We start from the raw sequence: 14,985 nt of genomic DNA on the forward strand, positions 1-14,985 counted from the left end.
AATTTCCGACGTTAAGTGATAGAGCGTCTTAGGGGGTGGGGGCCGTGCCGGCGTCGATCTGGGCCTGGATGATGGCGCCGAAGTGGGCGACGAGGTCGTCGAATTCCCAGTGGTCAAACAGGCCCAGCGTGCGGAACGTCTCGCCGAACCCGGTCATCAGGGCGAGCACCGTGGCGGCCGCGCGGCGGTCCGGTGACGTGTCCCCCATGACGCGGGCGACGGCCGCGAGGTAGCGTTCGCGGATCTCGGCGCGGGCAGCTTCGGGATCCGGGGCGTCCCTGACGGCGAACGGGATCATGGCCCACGGCTCCTGCATGCCGCGTTCCCGTCGCATCAGGACGCGGAACACCAGCGCCCTGCCGAGTTCCGACGCCGGGACGTCCAGGTCGGTGAGCAGCGATTCGTCCGGTTGCGCCGCGGCAAAGAGTTTTTCCTTGGAGAGGAACAGCTTCATGACAAGGGCAGCCGAAATGCCGGCATCCGCCGCGATGTCCCGGACCGTCACGCCGCGGTAGCCGCGTTCGCCGAAAAGGCGCCTGGCAGACTGCAGGATGGCGTCGTGGCTGGGGCTGCTCATACCCGCGCGGGCTTCCCCGAGTTTTCCTCCACAGCGGGTGCGGTGAGGTCCAGGGTGACGGAACGGCTGTCCACAGCCAGCTTGCCGGCCAGCGCCTGGTGGGTCACCGGATGCAGCATGGTGACAACGTAGCGGCCGGCAGGAGGCAACGGAAAGGCGTATGTGCCGTCGTCGCTGGTGTGGGTGGTTGCCACATGCTCGCCGGTGCCCTGCAGCAGCGACACCATGGCGCCGGGGACGGTGCGGCCGCCAACACTGACAGCGCCGCTGAGCTCCAGGCGCTTCCCCAGGAGGAAGTTCTGCTGCAGCGTGCGGCCGTCAAAGTCGAAGACCTGGGCCAGCGGTGCCCAGCCGCCCGCATTGGCCACCACCAGGTACTTCCCGGCCCCCGGCAGTGCCACGGAATAGTTGCCTTCCGCATCCACGCGGCTCCAGTCCACCGGCTCGCCGCCGGTCTGCAGAACGGTGACGACGGCGGGCGTCAAGGGGCGGTGGTCTGCTGCCAGGACGCGCCCCTGGACCACGAGTTCGCTGACGGCGCCGCCGGATGCCGCCGGGCGGGGTGCCGCCAACCGCGGGATGAACACCGCGGCAAGGATGGATCCCGCCGAGGCCAGGGCCGCCATCCAGAAAACGTCCTTGAACGCATCGAAGGAAGGAAGGTGGGCGGCGCCCACCGTGAGGGTCACCGAGGTGAGGACGGCGGCGACGGCGGCGCTCGACGTGGACGTTCCGATGGACCTGACCAGGCTGTTCAGTCCGTTGGCCGACGCGGTCTCGGTGATGGGCACGACGCCCATGATCAGGGTGGGCATCGCGGCGTAGGCGATGGCCGTTCCGATGCTGACCACTGTGGAACCGATAATGACCGACGCGATGGAGTCGTAGAAGAAGACGCGGCCCACGTAGCCGGCAATCATGACGGCAGCGCCGGCAATCAGTGCGGTCTTGCCACCAAAAACACGGATCAGGCGTCCGGAAACGGGTGCGAAGATCACCATGGCGAGTCCGGACGGGACCATGCACAGCCCGGCCGTGATGACGCTTAACTCGAAGCCGTAGCCTGTGACAGCGGGCAGTTGGAGTTGCTGGGTGGTGAGCAGCATGTTCGCGAACATGGCGAACCCGATCAGGAGCGAGGCGAGGTTGGTCATCAGCACGGGGCGGCGGGCGGAGGTCCGCAGGTCGACCATTGGCTGGCTGACCTTGAGTTCGTAGGGCACCCACATGGCCAGGAGCACCGCGGCAGTCAGGAACAGCAGCAGGACCGGCTCGGAGCCCCAGCCCCAGGAGCCGCCCTTGGAGATTGCCAGCAGGAGGGCCGCCAGCGCGGCTGACAGCACCACTGCCCCTGCGTAGTCGAAGCGCCCGGGGGTCCGGACCTTGGATTCCGGAACCACCAGCAGCACTGCCAAAAGCAGCAGCGTCCCGGCGGCAGCGGATACCCAGAAAATTGACGCCCAGCCCAGATGTTCGTAGAGCACGCCGGCGAGCGGCAGCCCCATGGCACTGCCGATGCCGAGGGTGGCGCTCATCAGTGCCACCGCCGATCCCATCTTTTCCTTCGGCAGTTCGTCGCGCATGATGCTGATGCCCACGGGGATCAGAGCCGAGGAGAAACCTTGGAGTGCCCGTCCGACGATGAGCCACAGGAATGATCCGCCAACTGCCGCAATGACCGAGCCGGCCACCATGATGGCCAGGCAGACCAGCATCATCCTTCGCTTGCCGTACATGTCCGCGCTGCGGGAAACAATGGGCGTCGCCACCGCGCTGGAAAGCAACGTGGCGGTCACCAGCCAGGAGGCGTCGTCGGCAGTTACGTCCAGGATGCGCGGGAAGTCCGGAAGCAGCGGCACCACCAGCGTCTGCATCAGCGACACCACCGTGCCGCTGAGCGCCAGGACTGCGGTGATGAGCGACGGCGCTGGGTTGCGTTGGGGACGGGCGGCGGTGGTACGGGGCATCTGCTGCTTTCGATGGGAGCGGGGCGTGGGAACCGGCGGCAGGAACGCGGTCGGCAGTACGCGCGGCGCGGTGAACGGGCGTTTACCCTCCTTCCAGTGAACCACCGTTCACCCCCGCGCCGCAATCTCTGGAGTCCGTCTTCTGCGTCACATATCCAATTACGCAAGGCAAAGCTTGCGTAATTTGCATGAGGGTAGGCTAGCCTTACTTAGGTTTCCTTCACTGACCTAAGGAGTTTCGTGACTTCCCCCCTCTTCCGTGGCCCCGGCGCCACCCGCCGGACCCTGTTCAAAACAGCCGGCAAGGCTTCTGCTGTGCTGGCTGCAGCGGCACTCACCCTGTCGGCCTGCTCCACGGGTCCGGCGGCGAATACGCCGAATGCCGGCACCGCCAGCTCAACCACCTCGCAGTTCCCTGTCACCATCAAGCACGTCTTCGGCGAGACCACCATCAAGGAACAGCCCACCCGGGTGGCCACCGTTTCCTGGGTCAATGACGACGTCGCCATTGCCCTCGGCGTTGTGCCCGTGGGCGTGCCCAAGAACGAGTGGGGCGGCAACGAACAGGGCTCCACGCCATGGAAGGACGCCGCCCTCGAAGAACTTGGCGCCGGGTTCGGCACGGACAAGGCGCCGGTCCAGTACTCGGAGGCCGACGGCATCAACTTCACCGAAATCGCCAAGCTCACCCCGGACGTCATCCTGGCCGCGTACTCCGGGCTGAGCGAAGAGGACTACCGGAAGCTCAGCGAGATCGCCCCCGTTGTCGCCCACCCCGAGGTCGCCTACGGAACGTCCTGGCAGGACTCCACCGCCATCATCGGCAAGGCCCTGGGCAAGGACGCAGAAGCCACCAAACGGATCGCGTCCACCGAGGCAACGGTCAAGAACGAGGCCGCCAAGTACCCGCAGATCGCCGGCAAGACATTCATCTACGGCTATGCGAATCCCGCAGATCCAACGGCCACGGGCTTTTACACGGCCAACGACAACCGTCCGAGGTTCCTGTCTGCCATCGGCATGAAGCTCGCCCCGGTCGCCGAGAAGGCCTCCGCGGGCTCCAAGGAATTCTTCCTGCCCTGGTCCGCCGAAAAGGCCAACGAACTGGAGTCCGATATCTTCCTGAGCTCGGTCGAGGACGCCGCCACCGGCGAGGCCGTCAAGAGCGACCCGCTGCTGGGCCAGATCCCGGCGGTCAGGAACGGCGCGTTCGTTGCCGATGCGAACAAGAGCCTGGTGCTGGCCATCTCCGCGTCCTCGCCGCTGAGCCTGCCCTGGGCGCTGGACACGTTCCTGCCGCAGCTCGCCACCGCCGCGGACGCAGCCACCGGCGCAGTGAAGTAAGCACCCCTTCATGACGGAAAGTACGACGGCGGCACGCGCCCGGGAGCGGGATAGCGGCGCTTTGGTGCCCCCAAAGCGCCGATATCTCACCTCTGGGCGCCCTCCCGGCGTCCGCACCCGCTCCCGCTCCCGGGGTGGGCAGGCAGCGTGGCTGCTGGCCGCCGTCGTCGTACTGGCTCTGTTGGCAGCCGCTTCATTGGCCATCGGGGCCCGGGGGCTTCCCCTTGCCACCGTGTGGCAGGGCCTCACACAGTTCGATCCCGCCAACGGGGACCACGCGGTGGTGCACGCCCGCATCCCGCGCACTGTCCTGGGACTGCTTGCCGGCGGTGCGCTCGGCCTGGCGGGCGCGGCCATGCAGGGTGTGGCCCGTAATCCGCTGGCCGACCCCGGCATCATGGGCGTCAACGCCGGAGCGGCGCTGGCTGTGGTCACCGGCATCTATGTCTTCGGGATTTCATCCCTGACCGGCTACATCTGGTTCGCTTTCATCGGCGCCGCAGTGGCCGCCGTCGTGGTTTACGTCATCGCCTCCCTGGGCAGGGACGGCGCGACGCCGGTCAAGCTCGCCCTCGCCGGCGCGGCCCTGAGCGCCGGACTGTTCTCGCTGATGAACGTCATCCTGGTCTCGAGCCAGGACACCCTGGACCGGTTCCGGTTCTGGCAGGTGGGCGGAATCGCGGGCCGCGATTGGTCCGCGGTGCTCCCCGGACTGCCCTTCCTGGCCATCGGAACCGTGATCGTCCTCTGCACCGGCCGCATCCTCAACAGCTTGGCACTGGGTGATGACATCGCCCGCGGCCTCGGCCAGCGCGTCGGCCTGGCCCGGGGCGTCACCGCATTGGGCATCGTGCTGTTGTGCGGCTCCGCCACGGCGCTGGCCGGACCCATCGGTTTCGTCGGGCTGGTCATACCGCACGCTGTCCGCTTCCTCACCGGTCCTGACTACCGCTGGATCCTCCCGTTCTCCCTGGTCCTGGCCCCGGCGCTGCTGCTCGGCGCCGACATCATCGGCCGTGTGGTGCTGCTCCCCGGCGAGGTCCCCGCGGGAATCATAACGGCGCTGGTGGGCGCGCCCGTCTTCGTCTGGCTGATCCGCCGCGGGAAAGGAGCCGGCCTGTGAAGAGCCTCGCACCACCTTCCAAACCGTCCGCCGAGATGGCACTTGACGGCAATAAATCCCGCAAACACTGGCGTGAACTGCCATCCCGCGCACTGAACCGGACCGGACTCCTGGCCGCCGTCGCCGTCCTGATGTTCGCCGTGTACGTCCTGCTGGGCAGCTACACCGTGACCATCCCGGACTTCTTCAAAATCCTCGTCGCGCACCTGACCGGCGGCGAAAGAATCCCCGGTGCCAGCTTCATCGTGATGGAAAACAAGCTTCCCCGTGCGGTGGTCGGCACCCTGATCGGAGCGTCCTTCGGCCTCGCCGGCGGACTGTTCCAAACCATGCTCCGCAACCCGCTGGCCAGCCCTGATGTGATCGGCATCAGCTACGGCGCCAGCGCGGCGGCCGTCACGGCCATTGTGGTCTTCGGTGCCTCCGGGGCGGCGGTCTCCGGCGCAGCCCTCGGGGGAGCGCTCGGAGTGGCCGCTGTCATTTACGCCATCTCCCGCGGCGGATCCCTCGGCTCAGGTGGCGGCAACGGGGGCAACGCCGCCGGGAACCGCCTGATCCTGGCCGGGGTGGGCATCGCCGCAGCCCTGCACGCCGTGGTCAGCTTCCTGATGACCCGGGCCGACATCCGCACCGCCGCCGACGCGCTCGTCTGGCTTAACGGCTCCCTCAACTCCGCCAACTGGGACCGCGCGGGAACGCTCTCACTGGCACTCCTGGTGCTGGTCCCGGCGGTCATCGCCCTCGCCGGCCCGCTGCGCATCCTGGAACTCGGCGACGACGCCGCTGCCGGACTGGGCATCCACGTCGGGGTGACCCGGCTTGCCGTGGTGGTCACCGCGGTGGCGCTGGCAGCGGTGGCGACGGCGGCCGCCGGCCCGGTAGCGTTCGTCGCCTTCCTCGCCGGTCCCATCGCGCGGCGCTTCACTAACAAGGCCAGCCTGCCGGCGTCGGCCTTTGTGGGTGCCCTGATTGTTTTGGCGGCCGATTACTTTGCCGCCAACATAGCCCCCTTGCTGCTGGACGGCACCGTGCTGCCCGTCGGCGTGATCACCGGCGCGCTCGGTGCCCCGTTCCTGCTGTGGCTCCTGGTCACGGCCAACCGAAAGGATGCCTGACATGGCAGTTCTCAGCGCACACGACCTGACGCTGAAATACGACCAGCGCTGCGTGGTGGACGCCCTCACGGCTGAAATTCCGGAGGGCAAGGTGACCATGATCGTAGGCGCCAACGCCTGCGGCAAGTCCACGCTCCTCCGCGGCCTGTCCCGCCTCCTCAAGCCTGCGGCCGGCGTGGTGACCCTGGACGGCAAGGACATCCACGCCCGCCCCGCCCGTGAACTGGCCCGCACCCTGGGCCTCCTCCCGCAGCACCCCACGGCCCCGGACGGCATCACCGTCCGCGACCTGGTGGGACGCGGGCGCTATCCGCACCAGGGCTTCTTCCGCAGCTGGAGCCCGGACGACGACGCGGCGGTGCACCGCGCGCTCGAAACCACGGAAACGCTGGAACTCGCGGACCGGAACGTGGATGAACTGTCCGGCGGCCAGCGCCAGCGCGCCTGGATCGCCATGGCCCTGGCACAGGAAACCGACGTGCTGCTGCTGGACGAACCCACCACCTACCTGGACCTGGCCCACCAGGTGGAAGTCCTGGACCTCGTCACGGACCTGAACCGGAAGCGCGGCACCACGGTTGCCATCGTGCTTCACGACCTGAACCTCGCGGCACGCTACGCGGACCACGTCATCGCCATGAAAGCCGGGGCCATCGTGGCCATCGGCGCCCCCAAGAAAGTGGTTACGGAAAAGCTGGTCCTGGACGTCTTCGGACTCGAGTCCAGGGTCATCGCCGACCCCATTTCAGGAACCCCGCTGATCATCCCGATCGGACGCCACCACACCACCGCCAACGAACTGGAGCTCGTTTCATGAAGACCCGCGAGATCGCCGCCACCGAGCCCATGACCCTTGCCTTCGAGGTCACCGTTTCCTCCGTCCAGGAGCTCAGCCCCAACTTCCGCCGCATCACTTTCGGCGGCTACTCGCTGCGCGACTTCGGCGTTTCCGGAAACACCCTGGACCTGCGGATCAAGCTGATGATCCCCTCGCTCGACGGCGACGGGCAGCAGATCCCGCTGCCCGTCTTCAACATGAACGCCTCCGGCTGGTATCAGGAATGGCTTGCCATGGACCCCGCCGTGCGCGGCTCCATGCGGACCTACACCGTGCGCAGTGAACGCCTGGACGGCGTCTACCCGGAAATCGACGTCGACTTCGTGATGCACTTCGACGCCGATGGACACGGCGGGCCCGCCGCCAACTGGGCGCAGACCGCCAGGCCCGGTGATGCCCTCACCATCATCGGACCCAACAATCGAGCCGCCCAGTGCCGCACCGCCGAAACCTACGGCGGCATCGAATGGCGCCCGGGCCTGGCCCAGAGAGTGCTGCTCGCGGGCGACGAAACCGCCGTTCCCGCCATTTCCGCCATCCTCGAAAGCCTGCCGTCCTACATGAGCGGCCACGCCTTCCTCGAAGTTCCGGAGGCCGGCGACTTCCTGGATCTCAAGACAGACGCCGACGTCGAAATCACCTGGCTTGCCCGCGGCGCGGCGATCGGACGCTCCCGCCCCCACGGGGAGCTGCTGCAGCACGCCGTGCGCAAGGCAGTGCCGGTGCCCGGCTGGGTGGGCATCAAAGCGGCCGACGGCGGCGCAGGCCCCGAGCCCGAGGACGTCAACGTGGACGAGGACATCCTCTGGGAGACTCCCGCGCGGATGGAGACTGCCGCGATCGAAGCCACCAAGAACCCCGACGTCCCCGCAGGTGCCATGCCCTTCTACGCCTGGATCGCCGGCGAAGCCGCCGTCATCAAGGACATGCGCCGGTACCTCGTCCGGGACGTCGGCATCGACCGGAAGCAGGTTGCGTTCATGGGGTACTGGCGTAAGGGGAAAGCGGAGCTCTAGACGCTCTCTCACTTGATGTGGGTTTTTCCGCGACGCTCTCTCACTTAATGTGGGTTTTTCGGCAACGCTCTCGCAGTCCATTCCCGTTGCTCGGTGTTCATCTTGGCTTTTCCTTCGGTGGCTACGGTGGAAGGGTGTGCGCTGATTCTTTGCTTCCTTCGAGTGGCCGGCGCGTTTTTGTTGCTCTGGGGGATTCCTTTACTGAGGGCGTGGGGGACCGGGACGAACGGCTACCCAACGAGGTGCGGGGTTGGGCTGACAGGGTGGCCGAGAAGCTGGCCAAGGCCGAACCGGGCTGGGAGTACGCAAACCTGGCTATCCGGAGCAAACGCCTGCGCCACGTCGTGAGCGAACAGCTGGAGCAGGCGCTGGCCATGAAGCCGGCACTGATCACCCTGTACGCCGGCGGCAACGACATCCTGGATATCGGCACGGACATGGCCGTCCTCATGGATGACTACGAAAAGCTTGTGGCACGGCTGGCCGGGAGCGGAGCAACGGTGGTCCTGTTCACGGGCTTTGACGTCAAGGTGTCGGCCGTGCTGGAGCTGCTGAAGAAGCGGAACACCATCTACAACCAGCGCGTGCGGGACATTGCCGCCAAGTACGGCGCCGTGCTGGTGGACTACTGGTGCCTGGATGCATTCCATGACCAGCGGATGTGGGACTCGGACCGGCTCCACATGTCAAAGGCCGGCCACAAGTACCTTGCGGGGCAGGTTTTGGACCAGCTCGGCGTGCCGCACAAAATCCAGCCCAAAGAATGGGAGCCGCAGCCCAGGCTAAGCCTGCGCGAGTGGGAGCAACGGCAGCGGCGCTGGGTGAACGACTGGGTGTTGCCACTCTTTGGGCGCAAAATCAGGGGCATCACGCTGGGGGACTCGCTGAACCCGCGCTGGCCCGACCCGGTCAAGGTACCGCGCAAGGGCGGCCTCAGGAAGCTGGCGGAAAAGCGCGAGAAGGCCAAAAAGGCCTAGGTGTCCAGCAGGTTCTCGTAGCCCTCAGCCACAGTCGTGGCAGTGAACTCAATGACCTCGAACTCGGCCACACCGTTGCTGTAGAACGGGTCCCGGACCAATGCGGCGTCGAGGGTGGCGCGGTCGGCCTTGGACAACAGCACACCGCCCACCGCCGGAACCAGGCGCCCGGACGCGAGGAACACGCCGTCGTCGAACGCCTGTTTAACCCAGGCCATGTGCGCGGGGCGGTGGTAGTCAACGATGTCTTCGGGCACTTTGTACGTGAGCGACACAACAAACATAGGGCCAGCCTACCGGCGCGCGGACCGGGCACTTGAACTGTCAAGAGTGTGTCCTCCTAGAATGGAGTCATGACCGAACCGCGCTGGCTGAACGCCGACGAACGCCGTGCCTGGCTGGCGATCCTGAGTATCAACACCCTGCTTCCTGCCGCCCTGGACAGCCAGCTCCACAGCGCCGGCAAGGTGTCCCTGTTCGACTACAACGTCATGGCCATGCTGTCGGAGGCCGAGGGGCATTTTCTTCCCATGAGTGAGCTGGCTGCCCGGACCAGTTCCTCGCTGTCCCGGCTCTCGCACGTGGTGTCCAAGCTGGAAAAGCGCGGCTGGCTGGAGCGCCGCCCGCACCCACGCGACGCGCGCGTCACCACCGCGCACCTGTCCGACGACGGGATGGCCACTTTGGTGTCGCTCGCGCCGGGGCACGTGGAAGCCGTCCGCACGAAGTTCCTGGACGCCCTGACGGACCGCGATGTCAACGATCTGGCCCGCATCGGGGAAAAAATAGTGGCCCGGCTGGACGACGACCACTGGATCCTCCGCGAAAACTGATTCTTGGTTGCTCGCGGCAACAGATGACAAACTGGGGCCATGGACTTCTCGACCCGGTATGTAGCCCTCGGCGACTCCTTCACGGAGGGTGTCGGCGATGATGATGCCACCCGTCCCAACGGTGTCCGCGGCTGGGCCGACCGCGTGGCTGAGCAGTTAGGCGCCGCCGATCCTGGCTTCGGCTACGCCAACCTCGCCATCCGCGGCAGGAAACTCCGCCAGATCATGGCGGAACAGGTGGACGCCGCCGTCGAACTTAACCCCACCCTGGTGACCATTTACGCAGGCGCCAACGACATTTTGCGGCCCAGGATTGATATCGACGATTTGCTGCAGGAATACGACGCCGGCATCCGCAAGCTGGCCGCCACCGGAGCCACCGTGGTGATGTTCACCGGCTTCGATGCCCGCGGGTCCAAGGTATTCAGCACCATGCGCGGCCGCACAGCGATCTACAACGAACTGGTCCGTGGCATCGCCGGCGACCACGGGGCGCTGCTGGTGGACTACTGGCGCTTCAACGAGTACTACGACTGGGGAATGTGGGCGCAGGACCGGATGCACATGTCTGCTGCGGGGCACGCCAACATGGCCAGGCGCGTCCTCACGGTCCTCGAACATGACCATTCGATCGACGTCCCGCCCATGACGCCCGTCCCGGAACTCAGCCGGGCCGAAGCGATCCGCGCCAACGCCCGCTGGGTCCGCGAATTCGCCGGGCCGTGGGTGGTCCGCCGGGTCACGGGCAAGTCCTCCGGCGACGGCCTGGCGCCCAAGTACGGCCGGCTCACACACCTCTGAACCGGTCCGCACGGGACCAAGCGGCGGAACGGCTTAGCGGCGGAAGTCCGGGGTCCCCAGCAGCGCCCCGTCCGGGCGAACCGCAAGCACGGCAATGTCCCAGCCGTCCGTAGCCCGGTCCAGCATGGGTATGCCGCCGGCCACGATGGCCGTAGCCAGGACGTCGGCCGTGGTGATGTCCGCAGCGGCAACCGACACCTGGACAAACGCCGGGGCTTCCCCGCGCTGCCGCCAGATGTGGTCCCCCCTCTCAGCCGATCCCGATGTGGCCAGTGCCGAGTGCCGCAGTCGTCCGCCCAGCGGGTAGCCGGCCTGCACGGCCCCGCGGTCAAGTGGATCCATGATGCCGGCGTCCCAGGGCCCGGTGCCGCCCGGGACAGGCGAACCGCTGACCAGCACGTCGCCGCCCGCATTGAGGCACCAGTCTGTGCGCCCCAGCGCCAGCAGCGAAGTCCCGGACTCCTGGATTGCGTAAGCCTTGATGAGGCCGGAAAGGTCCAGCACGCCGTCGGGCCTTTCCGGCGTGAAAGCCCCGTGCGTCCGCAGCCGCCACTCCAGCGCGTCCGAATACCGCTCGCGCATGCCCGGCGACGCATCGCGGAGCGACAGTTCGCCGCGCGCCAGGCTGCTCGCCTCGGAATCCTCCCTGTACAGGCTGAAAGTCCGGTCCAGTTCGAGGAAAACGCATTCGACGACGGCGGCCGCCGCTGCCAGCTCGTCCTCGGCTGGGTGCCCTCCCGGACCGGGGACGGCGGGCATTGTCAGGCTGACGACAGTGCCCATGCAGTGGAAGGTGGCCGCCCTTAGCGGAGCGGACTCCGTGGGAGGTGCAGGGTTCTCAGAGGTTCGCGGCATCGATGGCTGCCTGCAGGGATGAGAGGTACGCATTGCTGGTGACCGTGGCACCGCTGACGGTCTTGACCGCGGCGGACTGCGCGGACAGGACCTCGGTGCGGAGGAGCGGCGCGGCCCGGTTGCTGATCTGGATCGATTTGCGGTCGTCGTCGGTCAGCTGGAGGGCGGTTACCTCGGAAATTTTTCCGGCGCTGACCGTTATCTGGACCTGCACGGCGCCGAACCTCGTCTGCACCACCGATCCCTTGAAGGTCCCCGCCGTGGATGCGCCGCCGGAGCTGCCGGACGTGCCGGAGCTGCCTGCGGAACCCGACGAACCTGAACTGTCGGACGAACCGGAGCTGCCTGCGGAACCCGACGCCGACGCGCCACCGCCGGAGGTTCCGGCACCGCTGGTGCCTGCCGCCGTCGTACTGCCGTTGTTGGTGGTGCTGACCCCCGCGACCTGGGTTCCGGCCTGCCAGCCGGCCAGGAGGATTCCCGCGGAGGCAACTGCTGCGGACAGTGCTCCCCGTGCTTTCACCAGTCAAACCTTTCGTGATGGATCTGGTCGGGCCGGACACCCGCGGCGCGGGCATCGGCGATGACGTTGCCCGCCCAGCGGGCCGGACCGCAGATGTAGACGTCGGCATCCGCAATCTCCGGGACGTAGGACGGGAGGCTATAGCCGCTGCGGACGGCTTCATCGGGAAGCCAGGTGGTGGAGTTCCACTGCGCGCGGGGGCCGGTGAGGTGGAACAGCTTTGCACCGCGCTGCCGGCAGAGCTCCAGGATTTCATCCCTGAGGTAGAGCTCCTGCTCGGTGTGGCCGCGGAGCAGGACCGTGGCCTGGCCGGGGGCAAACGGCGTGGTTTCCAGCAGTGCCCTCAACGGGGTGATGCCGATGCCGGCGCCGACCAACACCACCTTGTCCCGGCCCCTGGCGGCGGTACTGAACAAGCCGTAGGGGCCTTCCAGTGCCACCTTGGTTCCGGGCCGCAACCGGACCAGCCGGGCGGATCCGCGGCCCAGGTTTCGGACCGTGATTCGGAGGGTGCCCTGACCCTCAGGCCCGTATGCGGCAGGCTCGGCGGACAGACTGAACGGGTGGGGATGCCACCACAGCCCGGGTGCCAGGAACCGCCAGACGAAGAACCGGCCGCCCGCCCCGGCCAGCCGGCCGAGGTGCCGGCCGGTCATCTCGATGTTCACGACGCCGGGGGCCACGCCGGTGACCCTGCTGACAGTCAGCCGGTGCCGGAAGGTGGCCACCAGGGGCTGGGCTATCCGGCAATAGAGGAGGGCTGCGCCGGTCGCGATGCAGACGGCGAGCCAGTACCAACGCTGCCACGTGCCTTCAGCAAAGAGCCCGCCCGCACTGAACTGGTGGGGGAGGGAGGTCCCGACGGCGGCGTACGTCAGCAGGTGCACCACGTACCAGAATTCGTACGGGAATCGGCGCCGGACGGCCACCAGTGACGTCACCACCACCGCGACAAAAAGGGCCATGGACACGAACGCGAGCCACATGTCCGGAACCAGCGTCCACAGCGCGATCGACTCGCTGATGGGGTCCAGTCCGTCGGCCATCCCGTAGCCGACGGCGATGAACATCCCGTGTGCCAGGAGGAGATACAGCGAGGGTTTGCCCAGTTTCCGGTGGAATTCCAGGGCCCGGTCGTGGCCTACCGTCCGGTCGATGAACGGTATGCGGGCCACCAGCAGCAGCATCAGCAGGACGAGGTCCATGCCCGCCAGGCCCGCAACAATTCCCGCGGCGGTGAACAATGCGGCCGGCGAAGTGACCGCTGATGTGCCGCCGTCGGCCAACCAGAGAGCCACTGAAGCCGCCACCGAAGTCCACGCGATAACGGTGAGAAGGTCGGCCCGCAGCAGCCGCTGCCGGTGTTGCCTGGCGAAGCGGCCGTGGTCGGTTCGTCCGCGGGGTGCGCGCGGGATGGAAGGGAGCCCGGGTTGGCCGGGGCGGCCTGTCGCCGGAGTGGCCGGCAGGAGCTGTGTCTTCATGCTTCAAAGGTGCGCCTCCAAGCTTTCATTTTGCTGTGTAAAGCAGGGGCTGTGGGCTGTGATCCTAGGGAAAGTGCCACTGGCGCTTATACACCTTTCGCCGGCGGATTGGTCTTTAATTGCCTGAACTCGTAGACTTGGTAGGCGCTAAGTGCGCGGAGCGTGCGCAATTGCTCCGGTGGCCCGGTAAATTTCTCCAGGGTAGCCGGTAGTTAGGGGCTCAAGTTGCGTGACTAACCGTTCACCCTGATCACTTTGGGTCGCTCTTAGACGCATGATCCTGCAGCAGATATGCGGATCATTACATTCAATTCTTGAGGAGAAGTCATGGCAGCACACTGCCAAGTGACCGGAGCCGAGCCGGGCTTTGGGCACAGCATTTCGCACTCGCACCGCCGCAACAAGCGTCGGTTCGATCCGAACATTCAGAAGAAGCGCTACTGGGTTCCGTCCCTGCGCCGTAATGTCACGCTGCAGGTTTCTGCACGTGGCATCAAGACCATCGACGTACGAGGCATCGACTCAGTCGTCGCCGCAATCCTGGCTCGTGGGGTGAAGCTCTAGTGGCTAAGGACAAGGACGTACGTCCGATCATCAAGCTCAAGTCGACCGCGGGCACGGGTTACACCTACGTAACCCGTAAGAACCGTCGTAACGATCCGGACCGCATGGTTCTGAAGAAGTACGACCCCAAGATCCGCCAGCACGTCGAATTCCGAGAGGAGCGCTAAACATATGGCTAAGAAGTCAATGATCGCTAAGAACGAAGAGCGTAAAGTCATTGTTGAGCGTTACGCTGCTAAGCGCCTCGAACTGAAGAAGGCTCTGGTTGATCCCAACTCGACCGACGAAGTTCGCGAAGCTGCACGCCTCGGCCTGCAGAAGCTTCCCCGCAACGCGTCGCCCGTCCGTCTGCGTAACCGCGACATTATCGACGGCCGTCCCCGCGGTACCTTCCAGAAGTTCGGTATCTCCCGTGTTCGCTTCCGCGACATGGCTCACCGCGGTGAGCTTCCGGGCATCACCAAGTCTTCCTGGTAATCCAGCACCGCTGATTCCAGCTGCTTGAGAAGAGCCGGCAACCGTTTGGTTGCCGGCTCTTCTGCATTTAAGGCCTCCGGCAATCGAGCGTGTCGCCGGGGATCGAGCTTGTCGAGATCAGCGCTGTTCAGTCTGCGACTGGGGCTGTGGGACAGCGCACAGAAGGAATGCACGACGGCGGGCGGTCGCCGGGAGTGCCTATGACCGCTTTTCACGCGGAATCACAAGGATCAGGGCCTCCGCCAAGGATGATTTGCCGTAGGGCGCTGAGGGGTGTATTGTTTTCTAAGTCGCCGCGAGGGGAACAGCGAGTAGCTGGTTACCGCGGGCGGCCAAACCCCCAAATTCAAGACCATATTCTGGTAGTTCTTTAGAGCGCCTCGGAATGGGTTGAGATGGTGTTTTCCTTCGGTACGGATCCTGAAAGATGGATTTGCGTCGGGGCGGGAAACCGGGTAAGTTTGAAAAGTTGCTCCGGAGCGATCCACGGCTGA

17 protein-coding genes are annotated in these 14,985 nt (G+C 66.2%); 11 read left to right on the forward strand and 6 right to left on the reverse strand.

From position 1 onward, the window contains the following. Positions 1 to 28: 28 nt before the first annotated feature. Together IAQ70_RS21245 and IAQ70_RS21250 are read right to left on the reverse strand one after the other, a co-directional pair. Entirely contained in the window at positions 29 to 577 is a 549-nt protein-coding gene (locus tag IAQ70_RS21245; protein WP_190991935.1) for a TetR/AcrR family transcriptional regulator, read from the reverse strand. After that, positions 574 to 2,544, reverse strand: coding sequence for an MFS transporter (locus IAQ70_RS21250; RefSeq protein ID WP_190991936.1), 1,971 nt, complete (start codon positions 2,542 to 2,544; stop codon positions 574 to 576). Before IAQ70_RS21250 ends, IAQ70_RS21245 begins: the two co-directional genes overlap by 4 nt. A gap of 240 nt (positions 2,545 to 2,784) precedes the next feature. Between IAQ70_RS21250 and IAQ70_RS21255 the strand changes: the two genes are divergently transcribed. The 6 genes from IAQ70_RS21255 to IAQ70_RS21280 all read left to right on the forward strand — a co-directional run bounded on the left by IAQ70_RS21255 (position 2,785) and on the right by IAQ70_RS21280 (position 8,957). Further along, positions 2,785 to 3,888, forward strand: a complete 1,104-nt coding sequence (locus tag IAQ70_RS21255; protein WP_190991937.1) for an ABC transporter substrate-binding protein — start codon at positions 2,785 to 2,787, stop codon at positions 3,886 to 3,888. Between the two features lie 10 nt (positions 3,889 to 3,898). Continuing rightward, entirely contained in the window at positions 3,899 to 5,011 is a 1,113-nt protein-coding gene (locus IAQ70_RS21260; protein ID WP_190991938.1) for a FecCD family ABC transporter permease, read from the forward strand. Positions 5,012 to 5,142: 131 nt separating this feature from the next. Further along, positions 5,143 to 6,126 (forward strand): FecCD family ABC transporter permease, encoded by a 984-nt coding sequence (locus IAQ70_RS21265; protein WP_407682610.1) that lies wholly within the window; start codon positions 5,143 to 5,145, stop codon positions 6,124 to 6,126. Between the two features lies 1 nt (position 6,127). Next, complete coding sequence (locus IAQ70_RS21270; RefSeq protein ID WP_190991939.1) at positions 6,128 to 6,943, forward strand: ABC transporter ATP-binding protein; 816 nt, start codon at positions 6,128 to 6,130, stop codon at positions 6,941 to 6,943. Continuing rightward, on the forward strand, positions 6,940 to 7,980 hold the full coding sequence (locus IAQ70_RS21275) for a siderophore-interacting protein (RefSeq protein WP_190991940.1): 1,041 nt from the start codon (positions 6,940 to 6,942) through the stop codon (positions 7,978 to 7,980). The genes IAQ70_RS21270 and IAQ70_RS21275 overlap by 4 nt, the downstream gene beginning before the upstream one ends. A gap of 134 nt (positions 7,981 to 8,114) precedes the next feature. Continuing rightward, entirely contained in the window at positions 8,115 to 8,957 is an 843-nt protein-coding gene (locus IAQ70_RS21280; RefSeq protein WP_317983734.1) for an SGNH/GDSL hydrolase family protein, read from the forward strand. On the opposite strand, the gene IAQ70_RS21285 is transcribed toward IAQ70_RS21280, so the two are convergent. After that, positions 8,954 to 9,241, reverse strand: coding sequence for a YciI family protein (locus IAQ70_RS21285; RefSeq protein WP_190991942.1), 288 nt, complete (start codon positions 9,239 to 9,241; stop codon positions 8,954 to 8,956). The genes IAQ70_RS21280 and IAQ70_RS21285 overlap by 4 nt on opposite strands. A gap of 69 nt (positions 9,242 to 9,310) precedes the next feature. Here IAQ70_RS21285 and IAQ70_RS21290 point away from each other — a divergent pair, with 69 nt between their 5' ends. Beyond that, the gene (locus IAQ70_RS21290; RefSeq protein WP_190991943.1) at positions 9,311 to 9,790 is read left to right on the forward strand and encodes a MarR family winged helix-turn-helix transcriptional regulator; all 480 of its coding nucleotides are present in this window, start codon (positions 9,311 to 9,313) and stop codon (positions 9,788 to 9,790) included. A gap of 39 nt (positions 9,791 to 9,829) precedes the next feature. Continuing rightward, a complete protein-coding gene (locus IAQ70_RS21295) occupies positions 9,830 to 10,591 on the forward strand; it encodes an SGNH/GDSL hydrolase family protein (protein ID WP_190991944.1) in 762 nt (253 codons plus the stop codon). Between the two features lie 33 nt (positions 10,592 to 10,624). Here IAQ70_RS21295 and IAQ70_RS21300 read toward each other — a convergent pair whose 3' ends face one another. From IAQ70_RS21300 to IAQ70_RS21310, 3 genes are read right to left on the reverse strand one after another with little or no spacing between them, the layout of a single operon-like run. Then, positions 10,625 to 11,446, reverse strand: a complete 822-nt coding sequence (locus IAQ70_RS21300) for an FAD:protein FMN transferase (protein WP_407682609.1) — start codon at positions 11,444 to 11,446, stop codon at positions 10,625 to 10,627. Beyond that, a complete protein-coding gene (locus IAQ70_RS21305) occupies positions 11,430 to 11,969 on the reverse strand; it encodes an FMN-binding protein (RefSeq protein WP_190991945.1) in 540 nt (179 codons plus the stop codon). The genes IAQ70_RS21300 and IAQ70_RS21305 overlap by 17 nt, the downstream gene beginning before the upstream one ends. After that, a complete protein-coding gene (locus IAQ70_RS21310) occupies positions 11,966 to 13,450 on the reverse strand; it encodes a ferredoxin reductase family protein (RefSeq protein WP_190991946.1) in 1,485 nt (494 codons plus the stop codon). The genes IAQ70_RS21305 and IAQ70_RS21310 overlap by 4 nt, the downstream gene beginning before the upstream one ends. A 327-nt stretch (positions 13,451 to 13,777) precedes the next feature. Between IAQ70_RS21310 and rpmB the strand changes: the two genes are divergently transcribed. The 3 genes from rpmB to rpsN are packed head-to-tail and all read left to right on the forward strand — an operon-like array spanning position 13,778 to position 14,491. Further along, the gene (rpmB, locus tag IAQ70_RS21315; protein ID WP_190991947.1) at positions 13,778 to 14,014 is read left to right on the forward strand and encodes a 50S ribosomal protein L28; all 237 of its coding nucleotides are present in this window, start codon (positions 13,778 to 13,780) and stop codon (positions 14,012 to 14,014) included. Then, the gene (gene rpmG, locus IAQ70_RS21320; protein ID WP_013602737.1) at positions 14,014 to 14,181 is read left to right on the forward strand and encodes a 50S ribosomal protein L33; all 168 of its coding nucleotides are present in this window, start codon (positions 14,014 to 14,016) and stop codon (positions 14,179 to 14,181) included. Before rpmB ends, rpmG begins: the two co-directional genes overlap by 1 nt. 4 nt (positions 14,182 to 14,185) lie before the next feature. After that, complete coding sequence (gene rpsN, locus IAQ70_RS21325; protein WP_190991948.1) at positions 14,186 to 14,491, forward strand: 30S ribosomal protein S14; 306 nt, start codon at positions 14,186 to 14,188, stop codon at positions 14,489 to 14,491. Positions 14,492 to 14,985: the final 494 nt, after the last annotated feature.

Origin of the sequence: Pseudarthrobacter sulfonivorans, from assembly GCF_014712225.1 — a bacterium.
GTDB lineage: Bacteria > Actinomycetota > Actinomycetes > Actinomycetales > Micrococcaceae > Arthrobacter > Arthrobacter sulfonivorans.

Bases quoted from the DNA above. Each gene is read 5' to 3' on its own strand.
- IAQ70_RS21245 (WP_190991935.1), bottom strand. From the start codon at position 577: ATGAGCAGCCCCAGCCACGACGCCATCCTGCAGTCTGCCAGGCGCCTT.
- IAQ70_RS21250 (WP_190991936.1), bottom strand. From the start codon at position 2,544: ATGCCCCGTACCACCGCCGCCCGTCCCCAACGCAACCCAGCGCCGTCG.
- IAQ70_RS21260 (WP_190991938.1), top strand. From the start codon at position 3,899: ATGACGGAAAGTACGACGGCGGCACGCGCCCGGGAGCGGGATAGCGGC.
- IAQ70_RS21265 (WP_407682610.1), top strand. From the start codon at position 5,143: ATGTTCGCCGTGTACGTCCTGCTGGGCAGCTACACCGTGACCATCCCG.
- IAQ70_RS21270 (WP_190991939.1), top strand. From the start codon at position 6,128: ATGGCAGTTCTCAGCGCACACGACCTGACGCTGAAATACGACCAGCGC.
- IAQ70_RS21275 (WP_190991940.1), top strand. From the start codon at position 6,940: ATGAAGACCCGCGAGATCGCCGCCACCGAGCCCATGACCCTTGCCTTC.
- IAQ70_RS21285 (WP_190991942.1), bottom strand. From the start codon at position 9,241: ATGTTTGTTGTGTCGCTCACGTACAAAGTGCCCGAAGACATCGTTGAC.
- IAQ70_RS21290 (WP_190991943.1), top strand. From the start codon at position 9,311: ATGACCGAACCGCGCTGGCTGAACGCCGACGAACGCCGTGCCTGGCTG.
- IAQ70_RS21295 (WP_190991944.1), top strand. From the start codon at position 9,830: ATGGACTTCTCGACCCGGTATGTAGCCCTCGGCGACTCCTTCACGGAG.
- IAQ70_RS21300 (WP_407682609.1), bottom strand. From the start codon at position 11,446: ATGCCGCGAACCTCTGAGAACCCTGCACCTCCCACGGAGTCCGCTCCG.
- IAQ70_RS21310 (WP_190991946.1), bottom strand. From the start codon at position 13,450: ATGAAGACACAGCTCCTGCCGGCCACTCCGGCGACAGGCCGCCCCGGC.
- rpmB (WP_190991947.1), top strand. From the start codon at position 13,778: ATGGCAGCACACTGCCAAGTGACCGGAGCCGAGCCGGGCTTTGGGCAC.
- rpsN (WP_190991948.1), top strand. From the start codon at position 14,186: ATGGCTAAGAAGTCAATGATCGCTAAGAACGAAGAGCGTAAAGTCATT.